This window comes from Streptomyces sp. NPDC031100 (assembly GCF_055570785.1).
Window position 1 is genome coordinate 733166 of sequence record NZ_JBVIGN010000002.1, and the last position, 18379, is coordinate 751544.

Sequence of the window (18379 nt, forward strand, 5' to 3'; positions counted from 1 at the left end):
TGCAGGGGAAGTCCCTGCGACGCACAAGGTCGTAGCCCTGGGCGGAGACCGGAGAAGTGCAGTTGTGGGCGCGCCTTGCGGAGTTCGTTCTCAACGCTTCCGCCGACGTCCGCCCCGGCCGGCAGGTGCTCGGCCAGTAGCCGGCGTGCCCGCTGTGGCCGTGTCCGTCTGCGGACCGGGCCGGTCTGCCGAGACGACCAGGGCGGCGAGGAGCGTGGTGACCGGGACTGAGGCGACCAGGCCGATCGACCCGACCAGCGTGCGCACGATCTCTTCGGCCACCAGCTCGCTGTTGGCGACCGTGGCAACGCCGCTCTGCGCGATGGAGAAGAGGAGCAACAGGGGCAGCGCGGCTCCCGCGTAGGCGAGGACGAGTGTGTTGACCACGGAGGCGATGTGGTCGCGGCCGATGCGGATGCCTGCCCGGTACAGTCCGCGCCAGCCCATTGTCGGGTTGGCGTCGTGCAGCTCCCAGACGGCGGACGTCTGGGTCACGGTCACGTCGTCAAGGACGCCTAGCGAGCCGATGATGACGCCGGCGAGCAGCAGGCCGCTCATGTCGAGCTTCGGGTAGAGGCCGTGGATCAGGCCGGTTTGGTCGTCGGTGTTGCCGGTGAGCACGGCCCAGTCGATGAACTGTGAGCCGAGGATGCCGATCAGCGCCAGTGAGGCCAACGTGCCGAGTACCGCCACCGATGTGCGGGCGGACAGGCCGTGGCACATGTACAGGGTGATCAGCATGATCGCGCTCGACCCGATCACGGCCACGAGCAGCGGGTTCGAGCCCTGCAGGATCGCCGGCAGGATGAAGAAATTGAGCACCATGAAGCTGATGGCCAGCGCCACGAGTGCCATCACGCCGCGCAGTCGGCCCACCACCACGACGGCGAGGGCGAAGATCCCGGCCAGCAGGCCCATCGGGAAGCGGCGGTTGACGTCGGTGACCGAGTACTGCAGGTCCTTGGGTGCGGAGGGCTCGTATGCGGCGACGACCTTCTCGCCTTGGTGCAGTTGTCGCGCCTGGTCGGGCTGCACGATCTCGGTGAACGTACGGCCTTTGTCCTTGCCGGTGTCGACGCGGATCGTGGCCTTGTGGCAGGTCCCGTTCGCCTCTTGCGCGGCCGAGTTGCCCTCGGCGGTGGAGGTGTCGCCGGTGGGGGTTTCGCCGGAGGCGTTCACCGACTTGCAGCTCACCTCGACGACTTTGGTGACCGTGGCCTGCTGGGTCTGCTGGTCGAAGCCGACACCGGTGCGCTTGTGTGGCGGGGCTCCTCCCGGCCACAGCACGACGAGTCCCACCACGACGGCGGCGGTGAAGGGGATCAGGATCGCTGCGATGACCTTGCGCAGGTGCTGGGAGACCGGCGCCGTGGGCCCGTGGTTGTGACTGTGGCCGTGGGTGTGCGCGTGTCCGTGACCGCCGGCTCCCGCTTCGGGGCCGTGACCGGAGCCATGTCCGGCACCGGTCACTGGTGCGTGCCCGTGGCCTACCGCCTGAGAGGGGAGGCGGCCTGCGCCGGCATCGGGTCCGTAGCCGGGGTGAGGTATCGACTCAGGAGGATTCCCGTACCCATGGTCGTGGCCGTACTCGCTCGCACGACCACCTCTGGGTCGGGGCGGGTCGCCGACCCGGTTCCAGTCTCCGGCACTCTGCGGGTCAGCGGTTCCCATGCCGTCTCCCTCGCGGTTGTCCGTGCCCCTCCGGAGCCGGTCCTGCGCGGCGGCTCCGAGGAAGAGTACGGGAACGGTTGTGCCGTGGTCTCAGCCCGAGCATCGTCAGAAGATCGAGCGTGCTTCTCCCTATGTCTGGATCATGAACCTCTTCACCGGCCGCGTTTTCCGCACCGCCCCCGGTGTGTGCCGCGAAACTCCCGTTGCCATTGGCGCGAAGGGGCGTGCTCGGGCCGTAGGTCCTTTCGCGCCCGAGGCTGGAGAGCCCCTTCGGTGCGTTCCAAACGCAGGTGGCCATAGGCGGCGCGGCGGTGCGCGGCCGGCTGACGTCATTTGGCTCGTCGAGGGTGTCGTAGGAGCTGGGCGACGGTGAAGGGAGCGTTTGCGGTTGCTATGCGGTCCCGGAGGGGACTTCAGGCTGACCAGCAGGATGAGCCCCCACCACGGAAGAGGCCATCGAGACCCACCGGGGCTGGCGCTGGGCCCAGCACGCGTGGGCCCCCATGAGGGGGCCAACCGCATTCTATGGAGAAGCAAAGAATTCGGCCCGGTACTGCCCGGTAGGACCGGTTCCGGTCTACGTTCCCCTCGCCCTGTCATGTCACGCCCACTCGGCATGCAGGAGTGTCATGCTCATGACTGCGCGGTCCTGCCGCCGCTACGCGCAATCACGGGCCTGCCCATCCAGTGCGATACCCCACGTCTTACCGGAGGCAGTACCCATGCGTGAGTCACGCCCGAGCGGGCGGAGACGGAGTCTGTGAAGATTCGTCGCCGTCGCCTTCCCCGCCCTCACTCTGACCGTCGCCGGATTCACCGCCGCACCGACGGCCGGCGCTCAGCCTGCCGCGGCCCACCCGCAGACCTCCAAGGTCACGCAGAACGACAAGGCGCTGACCGCCCCCGAGCGGCAGACCTACCATTCGACCGGCAAGGCCGGCCAGAAGGTGCCGACCCAGCACCTGTGCGCCACCGCCGAGCCGGGGCACGCGTCCTGTTTCGCCCAGCGCCGCACCGACATCAAGCAGCGCCTCGCCTCAGCGCTCGCCGCCGCGGCACCCTCGGGCCTCTCCCCGGCCAACCTGCACAGCGCCTACAACCTGCCCACCACGGCCGGTTCGGGCATGACCGTCGGCATCGTGGACGCCTACAACGACCCCAACGCCGAGTCGGACCTGGCCACCTACCGCTCCACCTACGGCCTGTCCGCCTGCACCAAGGCCAACGGCTGCTTCAAGCAGGTCAGCCAGACAGGCTCCACCACCCAGCTGCCGACCAACGACAGCGGCTGGGCCGGTGAAGAGGCCCTCGACATCGACATGGTCAGCGCGGTCTGCCCGAACTGCAACATCATCCTGGTCGAGGCCAACGCGCCCACCATGGCCGACCTCGGCACCGCCGAGAACGAGGCCGTGGCACTAGGCGCCAAGTTCGTCTCCAACAGCTGGGGCGGCGGCGAGGATTCCTCCCAGACCAGCGACGACACCTCGTACTTCAAGCACCCGGGCGTCGCGATCACCGTCTCCTCGGGCGACTCCGCCTACGGCGCCGAGTACCCGGCGACCTCCCAGTACGTGACCGCCGTCGGCGGCACCGCGCTCACCACCGCCTCCAACTCCCGCGGCTGGAGCGAGTCGGTGTGGCACACCAGCTCCACCGAGGGCACCGGCTCCGGCTGCTCGGCGTACGACCCGAAGCCGAGCTGGCAGACCGACACCGGCTGCTCCAAGCGCATGGAGGCCGACGTCTCCGCGGTCGCCGACCCGGCCACCGGCGTGGCGGTCTACGACACCTACGGCGGCTCCGGCTGGGCGGTCTACGGCGGCACCAGCGCCTCCGCCCCGATCGTCGCCGGCGTCTACGCCCTCGCGGGCACCCCGGGCTCCAGCGACTACCCGGCGAAGTACCCCTACCAGCACACGAGCAACCTGTACGACGTCACCAGCGGCAACAACGGCAGCTGTTCCCCGTCGTACTTCTGCACCGCGGGCACCGGCTACGACGGCCCGACCGGCTGGGGCACCCCGAACGGCACCACCGCCTTCACTTCCGGCTCCACCGGTGGCAACACGGTGACCGTCACCAACCCCGGCAGCCAGTCCACCACCACCGGAAGCTCGGTCAGCCTGCAGATCAAGGCCACGGACAGTGCGGGCGCGGCCCTCACCTACAGCGCTACCGGGCTGCCGACCGGTCTGTCCATCAACAGCTCCACCGGTCTGATCTCGGGCACGGCGTCCACCGCGGGCACCTACCAGGTCACGGTCACCGCGACCGACACCACCGGCGCCACCGGCTCGACCTCCTTCACCTGGACCGTCGGCTCCGGCGGGGGCGGCTGCACCTCCTCCCAGTTGCTGGCCAACCCAGGCTTCGAGTCGGGCAACACCGGCTGGACCGCCACCAGCGGTGTGATCGTCAACGACACCGGTGAGGCGGCCCACAGTGGCTCGTACTACGCCTGGCTCGACGGCTACGGCTCCTCGCACACCGACACGCTGTCCCAGTCGGTGACGATCCCGGCCGGCTGCAAGGCCACGCTCACCTTCTACCTGCACATCGACACCTCGGAGACCACCACCAGCACCGCGTACGACAAGCTGGCGGTGACCGCCGGTTCGACCACCCTGGCGACCTACTCGAACCTCAACCACAACTCCGGGTATGCGCAGAAGACCTTCGACTTGTCGTCCTTCGCGGGCTCGACGGTCACCCTGAAGTTCAACGGCGTGGAGGACTCCTCCCTCCAGACCAGCTTCGTCGTGGACGACACCGCCCTGACGACCAGCTGATCTTCCGGTACGGCCCCGGGTCCCGCACGCGGAAGCCGTCCGCGTGCGGGTACGCCGTACCCACCTGGTCGTTGCAGAACGCCGCAAGCCGGTGCCGCCGGCCGCCGCCCGCTATTCAGAGCGGTGGAAGGCGTGTTCGAAACCGGGTACAGATTCGGGCTGCGTTGCCGGCGCGCCCGTTGTGAGCCCCTGGCGTGCCGGGTCACCAACTGCTGTTGGTCACGCCAGGGAGCTCGCCCGCGTGAGCCATCTCGCGGACCCGGATACGGGAGAGGCCGAAGGCGCGCAGGTAGCCGCGGGGGCGTCCGTCCACGGAGTCGCGGTTGCGCAGGCGGGTGGCGCTGGCGTCGCGGGGCTGTCGGCGCAGTTCCCGCTCGGCGGCGGCGCGGTCCTCGTCGGAGCTTCCGGGGAACGCGATGATCGCCTTCAACGCCGCGCGGCGCGCGGCGTAGCGGGCCACGACGAGGCGCCGCTGCTCATTCTTCGCGATTTTGCTCCTCTTCGCCATCAGACCTTCCCTCCCCGGGCACGGATGCGCGCCACCGCGGCCTCGATGCCGATCGAGTCGACCGTCTTGATGCCCTTGGCCGAGAGGGTGAGCCGGACGTGGCGGCCTTCGCTCGGCAGCCAGAAGCGCTTGCCCTGGATGTTGGGGTCGAAGCGGCGCTTGCTGCGCCGGTGCGAGCGGGAGATGCGGTGCCCGAAGCCGGGCTGACGGCCAGTGAGTTGGCAGTGGGCGGACATGGCTGTTCCTCCTTGGGGGTGGATGCAGCAGCACACTAGCCCTTGATGAAAATGAAAACCAATCCTATGTATGGTTTGTTCATGGCCTGTAACGAGCGCGAAAGGTACGCGTGGAGAGTGACGGCGCCCTGGGTGCAGCTCTGCTGGCGGGCTTCGACGTGGCAGCGGCCGCCGCCCGCGTGCATCCTGCGTGCGCGCTGCTGCCGCAGGAGTGCGACGAGCACGGCGTGAGCACCTTCGTCTGGCGGCGCGAACGACCCTTCCACCCGCAGCGCCTCTATGCGGCGCTGGAGGACCTGACGTGCGCGGCCGCCCGCGGCCGTGGGCGGTTCTGGCTGGCGGACCGCCCCGACACACTGCTGTCCTGGGACGCCGCCGGCGGCGCGCTGTGCGTGGAGTCGGTCGGCCCCTGGCTGGCCGCCCTGCCCGACGCCGCCTGGGAGATGGTGCCCCCCGAGCGGCGCATCGCCGCCTCCGTGGACTGGCACCCCGAACACGGCGACCGCTGCCAGTACCTCACCTTCACCTCACCCGGCCTGGACCGCGACGGTCTGCCGGCCCTGCTCGACTCGTGCCTGCTCACCGACGACGAGTACGCCGCGGGCAGGGACCGCTGGAAACAACTCCCGTACGCATTCGACGACTTGCTCGACCCCGTGACCTGAAAGAGAGCACCGACCTCACCATGACCCGACGCACAAGCACCCGGCGTCAGACCGCCAAGCGTCAGCGCACCAACCCGCTCGACGCCGCCGGCATCACCTACATCGACTACAAGGACACCGATCTGCTGCGGAAGTTCATCTCCGACCGCGGAAAGATCCGCAGCCGTCGGGTGACCCGCGTGACGCGTCAACAGCAGCGGCAGCTGGCGCAGGCCATCAAGAACGCACGAGAGATGGCGCTCCTTCTCTACGGCTCCCGATAGAGCGATGGCCACCCGCCGGAGGCAGCAGAACCACCACAGCTTCTGATTGTCATACCGGTGGTCTCGAAGGTGCCGACATCTTGCGCTACGCCCTGTACCGGTAGCGGATCCGGCCGCGGGTGAGGTCGTAGGGGCTGAGTTCCACGAGCACCCGGTCGTACGGGAGGATCTTGATTCGGTTCTTCCGGATCTTCCCGCTGATGTGGGCGAGCACCGTGTGCCCGTTCTGTAGCTCCACCTTGAAGGTGGCATTGCGCAGGCACTCGATGACGGTGCCTTCGGCTTCTACGCCCCCTGCTGTTTTGGCCATGGTCTCTCACTTCTTTCGTTCTGCGTCGGTGTATTCGGCTTCGCTCGGTGTGGTGTGACGGAGCGTCAGTGGCGGACGAGTTCCAGGGTGCCGGCCGTGCGCCGGGCACCGATGCTCTCGAACAGGGCGGTAGCCGCCGCGTTGGACTCGTTCACTTCAGCCCATGCCGAAGCGGTCCCGGAGCGGTGCAAGGAACCGAGCGCGTGGGCCAGCAGCGCCCGGGCGATGCCGCGGCGGTGCCGATCGGCCCGGACGGCGATCAGCCCGATCCGAGGCTGCCGGGTCAGCGGAGCCACCCGGACCAGTCCCACGTACTCGTCCACGTGCCTTGCTACCGCGTACTTCGACGGGGCGAGCAGGGTGGTCCCCGCCGGGCGGGGCAGCACCTCTGCCGGCATCGTCTGCCAACCGACGGCGGCCTCGACCTCGTCGCGGATGAGACGGTCGAGGGCGCGCAGCGGGCCCTCCTCCGCCTGACCGGCGGGCACGATCGTCACGCCCGACGGGGGCCGGACCGAGCCGAGCCCGGTGATCTGTGGGTCGGTGGGTACGAGATAGCCCCACTCACGGCGTGCGGTTGCGAAGCCGGCCCGCTCCCAGGCGGATCTCGAGTCGTGGTCGGCCTCGTCGACGACGGTGTAGGGCGGTGTCGGCAGGTCTGCGAGCATCGCGTCGGCGATGCGGTCGAAGACCGCGCCGTGCCACGCGTCGATGCTGATGAACAGCCGCCCGTCGGGGCGGCGCGAAGCGTGGCCACCTCCTCGCGTTCTCTCACGGCTGCCCAGACGGTATCAGCGGGGGTCGGTCGGCCCAACGCATTTATCCGGAGCTCTTGGTGCCCATGCCGGGCCGGGCGGCGCCGTGGCTGCGTTCGCCGCCCGGCCCGGGGTCATCAGACGCCCGCCACGAGTTCGGCGTGTTCGTGATCGCAGGTGTCGTCGATGCCGTAGGTGTCCCAGGCGGGGAACGGGTCCGTGGACGGCAGGCTCTCGCAGTCGGCCATGAGGCAGTCGGTCAGTGCCGCGTGCAGTGCGTCCGCGTGCAGGTGTGTGCCGATAAAGACCAGCTCCTGGCACTCGGCGCTGTCGGTGTCGCGTGCGGCTGAGGGCTCGAAGCGTGCGACGGAGCCGGCCTGTGACCACAGGCCCGTTACGTGCGGGCGGCTGGCGAGGGTGAAGAAGCCCTTGGAGCGCAGGATCTGTCCGTATGCGCCGCTGTCGAGTTCCTCGGTCACGAACGTCCACAGTCGGCCGGGGTGGAAGGGCAGTTCGGAGCGGAAGACGGTCGAGGAGATCCCGTACTCCTCCGTCTCGGGGACGTGGTCGCCGTTGAGTTCCCTCACCCAGCCGGGGGCCTGTTGGGCGCGTTCCAGGTCGAACAGCCGGGTGCCCAGCACGTCGCCCACCTTCACGCGGCCGTGGACGGCCGGGACGAGACGTGCGGCCGGGTTGAGGCGGGTGAGCGTTGCCCGCAGCCGGTCGGCCGACTCCTCGTCGACGAGGTCGAGCTTGTTGAGCACGATGACGTCGGCGAACTCGATCTGGTCCATCAGCAGGTCGCTGACGGTGCGTTCGTCGTCCTCGTACTGGTCCAGGCCGCGCTCGACGAGTTCGTCGCCGCTTGCCAGCTCGGGCAGGAAGCCCGCGGCGTCCACGACCGTGACCATGGTGTCCAGGCGGGCCAGGTCGCCGAGAGTGGCGCCGTCGTCGCGGGCGAAGGCGAAGGTCGCGGCGACCGGCATGGGTTCGGAGATGCCGGACGACTCGATGAGCAGGTGGTCGAAGCGGCCCTCGCGGGCCAGCCGGTCGACCTCCTGAAGCAGGTCGTCGCGCAGGGTGCAGCAGATACAGCCGTTGGTCATCTCGACCAGGCGTTCCTCGGTGCGCGACAGGGCCGCCTCGCCGCCCCGCACCAGGGCGGCGTCGATGTTGACCTCGCTCATGTCGTTGACGATGACCGCGACGCGCAGGCCCTCGCGGTTGCCGAGGACGTGGTTGAGGAGGGTGGTCTTGCCCGCGCCGAGGAATCCGGACAGGACGGTGACGGGCAGTCGGCCGGAGATGTCGGGCGGCATCAACGCTCAGCCCTCGGGGCGCAGGAGGCCGCGCTGGTACGCCTTCGCCAGCCGCTGGGGTACCAGGTATGACACTCCGTCGACGGTGATGGGCACGAGCGCCGGCGTGGTCGCCTTCCACTGGGCGCGGCGGTGGCGGGTGTTGCTGCGGGACATCTTCCGCTTGGGAACGGCCATGGGAATCCTCCTGGTTGGGATGGCGAGTAGAGGCTACATGAAAATGAACACCATTACGAAGTGGGCATGGTTCATGTTTCCCTGAATTCAGAGACCTGTGTACCGTTGTCGGTGTGCTGACTGTTGCCTCCGACATCGAGGTCCTGGTCCGGTTCGGCCGGGTGCTCGCCGATCCGATCCGCTGCCGCATCCTGCTCGCCCTGCGGGAAGCACCTGCCTATCCCGCCGACCTTGCCGACGCACTGAACGTCTCCCGCACCAGGCTGTCGAACCACCTGGCGTGCCTGCGTGACTGCGGCCTGGTCGTCACCGTCCCCGACGGCCGTCGCACCCGCTACGAACTCGCCGACGAACGCCTCGGCCACGCGCTCGACGACTTGCGCACCGCCGTGGTCGCCGTCGAGGGCGATCGGATGTGCGTCGACGCCGACGGCAAGGGGTGCTGCTGACCGTGAGCGCAGAGACATCCATGTCCTTCGGCCCCGACCCGGCCAGGCGCGGCGCGCTTGCCCGGCGGATACGGCTGCTGGTCGCCGCGACCATCACCTACAACGCCGTCGAGGCGGCCGCCGCCCTCACGGCCGGGACTCTGGCTTCGTCCACCGCGCTGATCGGCTTCGGCCTCGACTCCGTCATCGAGGTCTCCTCGGCCGCCACCGTCGCCTGGCAGTTCTCCGCCCGCGAGCACGCGGTGCGTGAGGCCCGGGAGAAGACCGCGTTGCGGATCATCGCGCTGTCGTTCTTCGCGCTCGCCGCCTACGTCACCGTCGATGCCGTACGGGCCCTGACCGGCACCGGTGAGGCCACGCGCTCCCTGTCTGGGATCGTGCTGGCTGCCCTCTCGCTCGTGGTCATGCCGGTCCTGTCGGCGGCCCAGCGCCGCGCCGGACGTGAACTCGGCTCCGCCTCCGCCGTGGCCGACTCCAAGCAGACCCTGCTGTGCACTTATTTGTCGGCGGTGCTGCTGGTGGGCCTGGTCGTCAATGCCGTGTTCGGCTGGTCGTGGGCCGATCCGCTCGCGGGCCTGGTCATCGCCGCGGTCGCGGTGAAGGAGGGGCGCGACGCCTGGCGTGGGGAGGGGTGCTGTGCGGTACCGGCGGCCGTTGCACCGGGCGCGCCCGGGCGGAAGGCGGGTGCCTGCGGTTGTGCTCCGGGGTGCGACTGCTGCCCTTGACGGTGACCACTCCGGAAGGGAGTGGCGCCGGAGTTCACCGGCGCTCGTCCGCCGCCAGCCGTCGGCCGCAGTCCGGGCACACCCCGGACAACTCCACCGTGTGCCGGACGTTCGCGAACCCGGAGGTCTGCGCGACGGTGTCGGCCCATTCCTCCACCGGGCCGGAGTCGACGGGTCGGCTCAGGCCGCATTCGGTGCAGATGAGGTAGTGGCGGTGTTCGGGGCCGGGGCGGTAGCGGAAGAGGCGTTCACCGCTGGTGTCGCGCACCATGTCGGCCCGGCCGACGTCGGCCAGGCCGGCCAGCGTGCGGTAGACCGTGGAGAGGCCGACCGGTGAGCCGGCGGCGGCGAGTTGGTTGTGGAGGGCCTGGGCGCCGACGAAGCCGTCGGCCCGGATGAGAGCCTCGACCACGATGGTGCGTTGCTGGGTGAGGCGGCCGATCAGCGTGACGTCGTGCGACGGAGTGGGGGTGCACTGGCGGTCGGGTGCCATCGGGTGCCTTCGCTCATGTGCGGGTGGGGACGGCGGTTCGCGTACGAGGACCGTGGACCGGGCGTCGTATCAGGAAGGTCGCGGCGTAGACGGCCGTGGCGGCGGCCATGATGGCGAAGCTCGGCGGCATCTTCGGCACCGCGTAGGAGGCGAACAGCCCCGCCCACATCTCCAGCACCGCCAGCCCTGAGGAGAGGGCAAGTGCCCGGAAGGGGCGGTCGGTGAGGCGGATCGCGGCGCCCGCGGGAGCGGCGAGCAGGCCGAGCAGGAGCAGGGAACCGACTGCCTGGGTGGCCTCGGCAGCGCTGATGCCTGCCAGGGCGAGGAAGCCGTATCCGAGCAGCCGGACCGGTACCCCGCGGGCGGCGGCCACGGCCTCGTCGAGCGTGGCGAACAGCAGCGGCCGGGCGATGAGGACCACCAGCAGGCCGACTCCTGCGGCCACCAGGGCGGCGACGGCCGCGCTGCTGGAGGAGATGCCGAAGATGGAGCCGAACAGCACACTCACCCCGGCGGTGCCGTTGGTGGTGCTGCGCGAGGTCGTGTAGAGGGTGATGAAGAAGGCGCCCAGGCCCAGGATCCAGGAGAAGACGCTCCCGATGACCACGTCGTCGGGTCGCGCCTTGCGGCCGAGGGTGCCGAAGAGCAGAGCCATGGCGATGGTGGCGGTGAACAGCCCGAGGCGAAGGTCGGTGCCGAAGGCGAGAGCGGCCATCGCACCGGTGAAGGCGACATGGCTGAGCGCGTCGCCGGTGAAGACCTGGGCCCGCAGCACCAGGAAGTAGCCGACCAGCCCGCAGGCCGCGGCGATGGCGGTACCGGCGAGGAAGGCGTGCAGGAAGAACGGGTGGGACAACGGGGACGCGGCGAGCAGGACGGTCATGCGACCACCTCCTTGGAAGCGGGCGTGGCCCCGGCTCGGGTGCGAGCGGGTACCTCGCGCAGCGAGCGCCGGCCCAACGCGAGCAGGTATCCGGCGAAGGCGATGGTCGTCACGAAGAAGCCCAGAGGGTAGGGCCAGTAGTAGGCGGCGGTCAGCCCCAGCCAGGTCGCGGCGAAGGCCAGCAGGACGGCCAGGGCCAGACTCAACGCCGGGCGGGCGGTGAGGACTTGCGCGGTGGCGGCCGGAATCACCATGAGGGCGAAGACCAGGAGGGTCCCGGTGATCTGGCTCGCCTCGGCGGTGGCCGCACCGAGCAGGACGAGGAAGACCACCGACAGGGCGCGGACCGGCACTCCGCGCCCGGCCGCGACCTGCGGGTCGACGGACGCGAACAGCAGCGGCCGTCCGATCAGCGCCAGCACCGCGAGCACCACCGCACCGACCACCGTCAGCACGGTGACCTGGGAAGAGGTGATCCCCAGGAAGGTGCCGAAGAGGATGGTCTGCGGCCCCTCCAGCAGCCCTCTGTACAGGGCGGTGAACAGGAAACCGGACGCGAGCAGGAACGCCTGCACGGTCCCGGTCAGCGCCGACTCCTCGTGCTCACCGCCACCCCGCAGGGCGGCGATGACCAGTGCGGCGGCCACACACAGCGTGAAATAGCCGTAGACCGCGCTGAACCCGAGCAGGAGCGCCCCGGCGGCGCCCGGGAAGGCGACGGCGGAGACGGTGTGCGCGGCGAACGTCTGCCGCCGCAGCACCACGAACCACCCCACGATCGCGGAAACCACGGCCACGACCGCGCCCGCGCGGAACGCATTGACCATGAAGGGGTAGGACCACATGTCCTGGAAGTCGGCGAGGAGGTTCCACGACCAGGCCGGTGCCGCCGTCTCAGCGAGGGTCATGACCGCTCCCCGGAGTGTTGTGCCGGTCGGTGTGCACGGCGGGTGGCTCCGGCTGGCCCACGACGACCAGCCGGCCGTCCGAGGTCCGCAGTACTTCGACCGGTGTGCCGTACAGCCGGGTCAGTGTCTCGGAAGTGATGACCTCCGCTGGGGTTCCGGTGGCGGCGCCGCCCTCGGCCAGGTACACCACCCGGTCCAGGTGGTGGAGTATCGGGTTCACGTCATGGGCGACCATGACCACCGAGACACCCTCGTGATGGCAGATGCGCCCGATCAGCGCCGCGACGGCGCTCTGGTTGGGCAGGTCGAGGCTGTCCAATGGCTCGTCGAGTAGGAGCAGTTCGGGCCTGCGGACCAGGGCCTGGGCGATCAGCAGCCGCTGCTGCTCGCCGCCGGAACACTGCCCGATGGGCCGGTGTGCGTAGACCGACGCCCCGACCAGCTCGATCACCTCGTCCACCCGCGCACGGGCGGCCCGCCGACGTGCGCTCGGGAACGGCAGCGGCACCCCCCATCGGTCACCGTCCAGGCCCATGCGCACCACATCGACACCGCGGATGCGCAGATTGGCGTCGAAGCTGCGCCGCTGCGGCAGGTAGCCGATGCGGTCGTTGGCCTGCCCGGGCCGGGTGCCGAGCACCCGAACCTCACCGGCCGCCGCGGGCAGGGCACCCAGCAGAACCTTGATCATGGTGGACTTGCCGACGCCATTGGGGCCGAGCACGGCGGTGAACTCGCCGGCCCCGATGCGAAGGTCCACCCCCGACCACAACGTACGGCCACCGACCCGCACGGCGGCCCCGCGCAGGGCGACCACCGGATCGTTTCCCGCTCCTGTGGCCGTGTCGTGACCCCCGCTTCGGCGGCCGGGCACGGTGTGCCCGCTCGTGTGTGTGACGGCTTCGCGGGCCTTCGCTATCGGGTTCATGGCTCTAGTTCACTTCCCGGTGGCCTTGGCCAGGGCCTGCTCGATGCCCTGCAGCTGGGTGGTCTGCCACTGCTGGAAGGTGGCCCCGGCGGGGGTGAGGGTCTCGGTCACCGTGGCGACCGGGATGCCCTGGGCCTTGGCCTCCTTGACCTGCGCCTGCACGTCCGGCGTGGAGTTCTGGGAGTTGTAGACGTAGATCTTGATCTGCTTGTTCTTGATCTGCTGGTCGATGGTGGCCTTGTCCTTGGCCGTGGGGTCGGAACCCTCGCTCATCGCGTCCAGGAACGTCTCCGGGGTGAGCATCTTCAGCCCCAGGCCCTCGGCGAGCGGCGTGACGATGGACTCGGAAGCACCGATCGGCGTGCCCGCGTACTTCGCCTTGATGTCGGCTATGAGCTTGTTGTAATCGCCGAGCGTCTTGGTCTCGAAGGTCGTCTTCTGCTGGTCGAAGTAAGCCGCGTCGGCCGGGTCGATCTTCTTGTAGTCCGCGGTGATCTTCTCGATGACCTGGTGGACGTTGTCCGGGGAGTACCACCTGTGCGGGTTGCCGCCCGGCTTGATCCCGACGAGGTCGCCGACCTTGAGCTGGGTGCGTCCGCTGCCGGGGTTGGCGGCCAGCAGCTTGTCGGCCCAGGCGTCGTAGCCGATGCCGTTGACGATCGTGTACTGGGCGCCGGCCACGGTGCGGGCGTCGGCGGCGGTCGGCTCGTAGTCGTGCGGGTCGGCATCCGGGTTGTTGATGACGCTGGTCACCTTCACATGACTGCCGCCGAGCTGGGAGGCGATGCTGCCCCAGAAGTTCTCCGCCGCCACCACCTGGATCGTCTTGCCCGACCCACTTGCGCTGCCGGTCGCGGCGGTGTTGCCGGTGTGCGAGGAGGAGGTCGAGCAGGCGGTCGCCGTCGCGGCCGTCAGGGCGGCTGTCGCGGTGACGAGCGCGATTCTCGTGGACGGGCGGGCGAAGCGGGAGGCGGGGGCGGTGGACATGCGGGAGCTCCTTCGGGCGATGCCGGGCGCGCGGCGGTCACGCACCGGCCGTATGGCGACACCTTCGACGCTAGATGGAAATGATTTTCAGATCAATGCTAGATGAAAACCGTTGCCATCTGTTGACCGGGCGTACGACGGCGCCCATCCATCGCTTTCCGCCCACTCGGGGAGGTTCAGGGGGTAAACCGACTGGAGGAGGGGAAGGGTTCTACGGCGCGCAGCGGGGAGTGGGAGGCCGTGCCCGGACGAGCCGGGCCCGACGTGCTGGGGGAGGGCCGGGTATGGGCGGGCAGCCCTTGTATCTCGCACCGCGGCTGGGTGAGAGGCTGCGCTCGCTGCTGGAGTCCGGCGAGCTGCTGCACACCCTTACCGACGCCCTCGGATCTCCGCTGAACATGGTCGTGCCCGATCAGCTCGCCGCCAATGTGGAGCAGTTCCGGTCGGTGTACAGGCGGCATCAGCTGTCCGGGCAGGTGTTCTTCGCCCACAAGGCGAACCGGTCCAGTGCCCTGTTGCGGCGGCTGGCCGCCACCGACGCCGGCGTGGACGTCGCCTCGCTGGGCGAGTTACAGCACGCGCTCGGTGCCGGCATCACCCCCGACCGCATCACGGCCACCGGTCCGAAGAGTCCGGAGTTCATATGGCTGGCCGCGCGTACCTCGGTCGCCGTCGGTGTCAACGGCCGGGACGAGCTGGAGCAGCTGGCTGCGCTGGTACGCAAGCATGCCCTTGCCCGGACGCGGGTTCTCCTGCGGCTGTCGGGTTTCGAGACGTCCGGCGTGCGGGTGTTGAGCCGACGCAGCCGTTTCGGCACGCCCGTACGGGAGTTGGAGCCGCTACTGGAATCGGTCGAGCGGCATGGTGACGTGGTCGACCCGGTAGGCGTGGCGTATCACCTGGACACGACCAGCCTCACCGAGAAAGCGATGGCGCTGGAAGGCTGTCTGCGGGTGCTGGAGGAGTGCAGGAGCCGAGGGCTGCGGCCGGCAGCCGTGGACGTCGGTGGCGGATTCGGCGCCGACTACCTGGCTGACGGGGAGCAGTGGGAGCGGTACACGACCGAACTCACCCACGCCGTCCTGGGCACCCGGCCACCCCTGACATGGTGCGGGCACGGCTACGGGCTGCGCAACGAGGGCGGCACACTGCGTGGGTCGCTGGGCCTGTATCCCGCCCACCGTCCGGTCGCCGGGCCCCGCTACCTCGACGAACTGCTCGCGCATCCGGCGGCGTCCTTCGACGGCCGCCCCCTGGCCGCGCTCCTCCTGGATCATCTGTACGACCTGCACATCGAACCCGGACGGGCCCTGCTGGACCAGTGCGGGCTGACCCTGACAAAGGTGCTGGAGGTGCGCACCCGGGAGGACGGCGGGGAACTCCTCGTACGGCTCGCGGCCAAGGCCGACGACGTGGCCCTGGAGGAGCACGGGGTGCTCGTGGACCCCGTCGTCGTTCCCCGGGATCCGGCCCGGCCCAGTGAAGGCCCGGTCGCCGTCCATCTCTTGGGCAGCCTCTGCCTGGAGACCGACCTGGTCACCCGCCGGACGGTCTTCCTGCCCCGCCGCCCGGAGCCGGGGGACCTGCTGGCGTTCGCCAACACCGCTGGATACTGCATGGACTTCCACGCCACGCACGCCCAGCGACAGCCGGTCGCGCGCAAGGTCGCCGCCTGGCAGGAAGGAGGCGCGTGGCGCTGGTGCCTGGAGGAAGAGTACTGGCCGATCACTTCTGTGGGGGGAGCGCAGTGAGGTACGACAGCATCACCGAGGCCATCGGCAACACCCCGCTCGTGCGTATCGACCCGGCCGTGCACGGTCTGGCGCACATCGACCTGTACGCCAAGCTGGAGCTGTTCAACCCGTTCGGGTCGGTCAAGGACCGGGCCGCCTGGAACATGGCCCGTCCGCACCTCGCCGACGCTGCTGCACGAGGCAGCCAGGTCGTCGAGCTGTCCAGCGGCAACACCGCCAAGGCTCTGGCCGTCCTCGCCGGCATGCACGGCCTGACCTTCAAGAGCGTCACCAACCGGATGCGGATCCCGGAGATCAAGGATCTGCTCCTGCTGCTCGGTGCGGAGATCGAGGAACTGCCCGGCCAGAGCGAATGCCTGGACCCCACCGCCACCGACGATCCCCTGACTCTCTTCCACCGGACCCTGTCCGAGCCCGGCAGCGCCTACCTGCACACCGACCAGTACTTCAATCCGCGCAACACCGAGGCCCACCTCACCGGCACCGGCCCGGAGATCGTCAAGGACCTGGACGGCCGCGCCCCGGACTGGTTCATCGCCTGCGTGGGCACGGCCGGTTCCTCCACGGGCGTCGCCCACCTGCTGCGCGAACACGACCCCGCCGTACGGGTCCTCGGTCTGGTCGCGGCCAAATCCGACTTCATCCCCGGCATCCGCACCATCGACGAGGCACACGAGGTCGGCCTCTTCGACCCCGGCACCTACGACACGATCGAGGCCGTCGGCTCCGATGACGCGATCGAAGGCATGCTGACGCTGAACCGCCGGTGCGGCATCCTGGCCGGACCGACCGGAGGCGCCGCCTACTTCGGCGCCGTGCGCCGGCTGAAAGCCGTCGACGCCGAGGTGTCGCAGCGGCAGACGGCCGTCTTCATCGTCTGCGACCGGGTCGAGAGCTACCTGAGTTACGTACGCAAGCGCCGTCCGGACCTGTTCGGCCGCCCTCGCCGCCCGACCTCCCCGGCCGACCTGTCCGAGGCCGAGATACAGGCGGCTCCGGCGATCGGCGTCGCCGACGCCCAGGCGTGGATCGCCTCCGACGGCCCCCTCGTCGTCGACCTGCGCAGCCCCTTCGCCTACGCCGCCCTGCACATCGACGGATCGGTCAACATCGTCGACGAACTCTTCGAAGAACTCCTCCACGGCGGCCTGCCCTTCAGCCGCAGCCACCCCGTGCTGCTGGCCTGCCCGGTCGGCGAGAAGTCCGCCCGCTACGCCGCCCTGCTGACCCGGATGGGACACCCGGACGTCCGCAGTCTGGCCGGCGGCATCATCGCCTGGCGGGACGCGGGCGCGCCCCTGGTACGGGACTGAACGCCATGGCCATGTGCGCCGACAGCACAGCCGTCATAGCGGAGTTGAGGGAGTGGCAGCGCACGCTGCGGACCCAGTTCCCGATCGTCACCGGGCACCCGGACCTGGCGTACCTCGACAGCGCGGCCACCTCCCAGAAGCCCCGAGCGGTCCTCGACGCCGTGCAGACCTACCTCACCACGGCCAACGCCAACGCCGGGCGCGGCACCTACCCGTGGGCCAACCGCACCACCGCCCTGGTCGAGCAGACCCGCGACCGCGTCCGGCGGTTTCTGGACGACCCTGCACCGGAGCGGTCCGCCGTGCGTTTCACCAGCGGCGCCACCGAGGGGCTGCGCACCATCGCCCGCGACTGGCTCCCCGGGTTCCTCACGGACGGCGACGAGATCGTCGTACCCGCCGCCGATCACCGGGCCAACATCGAGCCCTGGCTGGAAGTCCATGAGCAGCTGGCCCGCCAGGGCGTGCACGTCCGCGTCCTGCCGATGCCCTACCAGCAGGCATCCGGCGACTACGACCACACCGCTCTCGCGCACCTCGCCGGTCCGCGCACCAGGTTCGTCGCCGCCACCCATGTCCACCACGTCTACGGCGGGAACATGAACATCCACCGCATCCGGCAGGCGGTCGGCCCGGACGCGGTCATCTGCCTGGACGCCGCCCAGAGCGTCGGTCATCTCCCGGTCTCCGTGGCCGGCCTGGACGTCGACTTCGTCGTCTTCTCGGGGCACAAGGCCCTGGCCCTGCCCGGCACGGGAGCGGTCTGGGCCCGCCAGGCACGTGGCCCGGCCTTCAGCCCGGGCGGCTGGTCCGGCACCCCCAACACGGTCGGCATCGCCTCCCTGGCCGCTGCGCTGGACTGGCTGGACGGCGCGGGTACGGACCGTATCGGACGCTGGACGGTCGCACTGGCGGCCCGCCTCACGGACGGACTGCGCCGACTGGACTCCTACGAGGTCCTCGGCTGCCAGACCAGCCTTGCCGTGGACTCTCCCGTTCAGCAGCGTCAGGGCATCGTCGCCTTCCGGCACCGCGACATCGGTTCCGGTGACCTCGGCTTCATCCTCTTCAGCCACGGCTTCATGGTCCGCTGCGACCACCACTGTCAGGGCGCCGCGGGGGAGGGCCGAGAGTCGGTGCGGGTGAGCTTCCACGTCTACAACACCGTGGAGGAGATCGACCGGCTGCTGGATGTTCTTGCCACCCTCGGGTGACAGCGCACCAAAACCCGTAATGGAAACCG

19 protein-coding genes and 1 pseudogene are annotated in these 18379 nt (G+C 69.7%); 8 read left to right on the top strand and 12 right to left on the bottom strand.

Going from position 1 to position 18379, the window contains the following annotated elements; genetic code table 11:
* Window positions 1-90 precede the first annotated feature (90 nt).
* Window positions 91-1671 (bottom strand): YibE/F family protein, encoded by a 1581-nt coding sequence (locus tag ACZ5DS_RS07470; RefSeq protein ID WP_468234946.1) that lies wholly within the window; start codon window positions 1669-1671, stop codon window positions 91-93.
* A gap of 797 nt (window positions 1672-2468) precedes the next feature.
* Between ACZ5DS_RS07470 and ACZ5DS_RS07475 the strand changes: the two genes are divergently transcribed.
* The gene (locus ACZ5DS_RS07475) at window positions 2469-4463 is read left to right on the top strand and encodes a putative Ig domain-containing protein (protein ID WP_468235117.1); all 1995 of its coding nucleotides are present in this window, start codon (window positions 2469-2471) and stop codon (window positions 4461-4463) included.
* Window positions 4464-4665: 202 nt separating this feature from the next.
* Here the strand turns inward: ACZ5DS_RS07475 and rpsN are convergent, their stop codons facing one another.
* Together rpsN and rpmB are read right to left on the bottom strand one after the other, a co-directional pair.
* On the bottom strand, window positions 4666-4971 hold the full coding sequence (gene rpsN, locus ACZ5DS_RS07480) for a 30S ribosomal protein S14 (protein ID WP_468234947.1): 306 nt from the start codon (window positions 4969-4971) through the stop codon (window positions 4666-4668).
* Window positions 4971-5207, bottom strand: coding sequence for a 50S ribosomal protein L28 (rpmB, locus tag ACZ5DS_RS07485; protein WP_468234948.1), 237 nt, complete (start codon window positions 5205-5207; stop codon window positions 4971-4973). Before rpmB ends, rpsN begins: the two co-directional genes overlap by 1 nt.
* Before the next feature lie 95 nt (window positions 5208-5302).
* Between rpmB and ACZ5DS_RS07490 the strand changes: the two are divergent.
* Together ACZ5DS_RS07490 and rpsR are read left to right on the top strand one after the other, a co-directional pair.
* Window positions 5303-5872, top strand: a pseudogene (locus ACZ5DS_RS07490) (CobW C-terminal domain-containing protein); the annotation flags it as partial.
* Window positions 5873-5892: 20 nt separating this feature from the next.
* Window positions 5893-6135: a 30S ribosomal protein S18 gene (rpsR, locus tag ACZ5DS_RS07495; protein WP_468234950.1), complete on the top strand. Its 243-nt coding sequence runs from the start codon at window positions 5893-5895 to the stop codon at window positions 6133-6135.
* An 85-nt stretch (window positions 6136-6220) separates the two neighbouring features.
* On the opposite strand, the gene infA is transcribed toward rpsR, so the two are convergent.
* The 4 genes from infA to rpmF all read right to left on the bottom strand — a co-directional run bounded on the left by infA (window position 6221) and on the right by rpmF (window position 8696).
* Complete coding sequence (gene infA / locus ACZ5DS_RS07500; RefSeq protein ID WP_468234951.1) at window positions 6221-6445, bottom strand: translation initiation factor IF-1; 225 nt, start codon at window positions 6443-6445, stop codon at window positions 6221-6223.
* 65 nt (window positions 6446-6510) lie between these two features.
* Window positions 6511-7230, bottom strand: coding sequence for a GNAT family N-acetyltransferase (locus tag ACZ5DS_RS07505; RefSeq protein WP_468235118.1), 720 nt, complete (start codon window positions 7228-7230; stop codon window positions 6511-6513).
* 107 nt (window positions 7231-7337) lie between these two features.
* Complete coding sequence (locus ACZ5DS_RS07510) at window positions 7338-8519, bottom strand: GTP-binding protein (protein WP_468234953.1); 1182 nt, start codon at window positions 8517-8519, stop codon at window positions 7338-7340.
* 6 nt (window positions 8520-8525) lie between these two features.
* Complete coding sequence (gene rpmF, locus ACZ5DS_RS07515; protein ID WP_468234955.1) at window positions 8526-8696, bottom strand: 50S ribosomal protein L32; 171 nt, start codon at window positions 8694-8696, stop codon at window positions 8526-8528.
* A 113-nt stretch (window positions 8697-8809) separates the two neighbouring features.
* Here rpmF and ACZ5DS_RS07520 point away from each other — a divergent pair, with 113 nt between their 5' ends.
* Complete coding sequence (locus ACZ5DS_RS07520) at window positions 8810-9145, top strand: ArsR/SmtB family transcription factor (RefSeq protein ID WP_468234956.1); 336 nt, start codon at window positions 8810-8812, stop codon at window positions 9143-9145.
* Between the two features lie 20 nt (window positions 9146-9165).
* The gene (locus ACZ5DS_RS07525) at window positions 9166-9870 is read left to right on the top strand and encodes a cation efflux transmembrane domain-containing protein (protein WP_468235119.1); all 705 of its coding nucleotides are present in this window, start codon (window positions 9166-9168) and stop codon (window positions 9868-9870) included.
* A 34-nt stretch (window positions 9871-9904) separates the two neighbouring features.
* On the opposite strand, the gene ACZ5DS_RS07530 is transcribed toward ACZ5DS_RS07525, so the two are convergent.
* The 5 genes from ACZ5DS_RS07530 to ACZ5DS_RS07550 are packed head-to-tail and all read right to left on the bottom strand — an operon-like array spanning window position 9905 to window position 14069.
* A complete protein-coding gene (locus ACZ5DS_RS07530) occupies window positions 9905-10363 on the bottom strand; it encodes a Fur family transcriptional regulator (protein ID WP_468234957.1) in 459 nt (152 codons plus the stop codon).
* Between the two features lie 13 nt (window positions 10364-10376).
* Complete coding sequence (locus ACZ5DS_RS07535) at window positions 10377-11246, bottom strand: metal ABC transporter permease (RefSeq protein ID WP_468234959.1); 870 nt, start codon at window positions 11244-11246, stop codon at window positions 10377-10379.
* Window positions 11243-12154: a metal ABC transporter permease gene (locus tag ACZ5DS_RS07540; RefSeq protein WP_468234960.1), complete on the bottom strand. Its 912-nt coding sequence runs from the start codon at window positions 12152-12154 to the stop codon at window positions 11243-11245. The genes ACZ5DS_RS07535 and ACZ5DS_RS07540 overlap by 4 nt, the downstream gene beginning before the upstream one ends.
* Window positions 12141-13082, bottom strand: coding sequence for a metal ABC transporter ATP-binding protein (locus tag ACZ5DS_RS07545; protein WP_468234961.1), 942 nt, complete (start codon window positions 13080-13082; stop codon window positions 12141-12143). The genes ACZ5DS_RS07540 and ACZ5DS_RS07545 overlap by 14 nt, the downstream gene beginning before the upstream one ends.
* Before the next feature lie 9 nt (window positions 13083-13091).
* On the bottom strand, window positions 13092-14069 hold the full coding sequence (locus tag ACZ5DS_RS07550) for a metal ABC transporter solute-binding protein, Zn/Mn family (protein WP_468234962.1): 978 nt from the start codon (window positions 14067-14069) through the stop codon (window positions 13092-13094).
* A gap of 284 nt (window positions 14070-14353) precedes the next feature.
* On the opposite strand from ACZ5DS_RS07550, the gene ACZ5DS_RS07555 reads away from it, so the two are divergent.
* From ACZ5DS_RS07555 to ACZ5DS_RS07565, 3 genes are read left to right on the top strand one after another with little or no spacing between them, the layout of a single operon-like run.
* The gene (locus ACZ5DS_RS07555) at window positions 14354-15820 is read left to right on the top strand and encodes an alanine racemase (RefSeq protein WP_468234964.1); all 1467 of its coding nucleotides are present in this window, start codon (window positions 14354-14356) and stop codon (window positions 15818-15820) included.
* Window positions 15817-17136 (top strand): pyridoxal-phosphate dependent enzyme, encoded by a 1320-nt coding sequence (locus tag ACZ5DS_RS07560; protein WP_468234965.1) that lies wholly within the window; start codon window positions 15817-15819, stop codon window positions 17134-17136. The genes ACZ5DS_RS07555 and ACZ5DS_RS07560 overlap by 4 nt, the downstream gene beginning before the upstream one ends.
* A gap of 11 nt (window positions 17137-17147) precedes the next feature.
* Complete coding sequence (locus tag ACZ5DS_RS07565) at window positions 17148-18350, top strand: aminotransferase class V-fold PLP-dependent enzyme (RefSeq protein WP_468235120.1); 1203 nt, start codon at window positions 17148-17150, stop codon at window positions 18348-18350.
* Window positions 18351-18379: the final 29 nt, after the last annotated feature.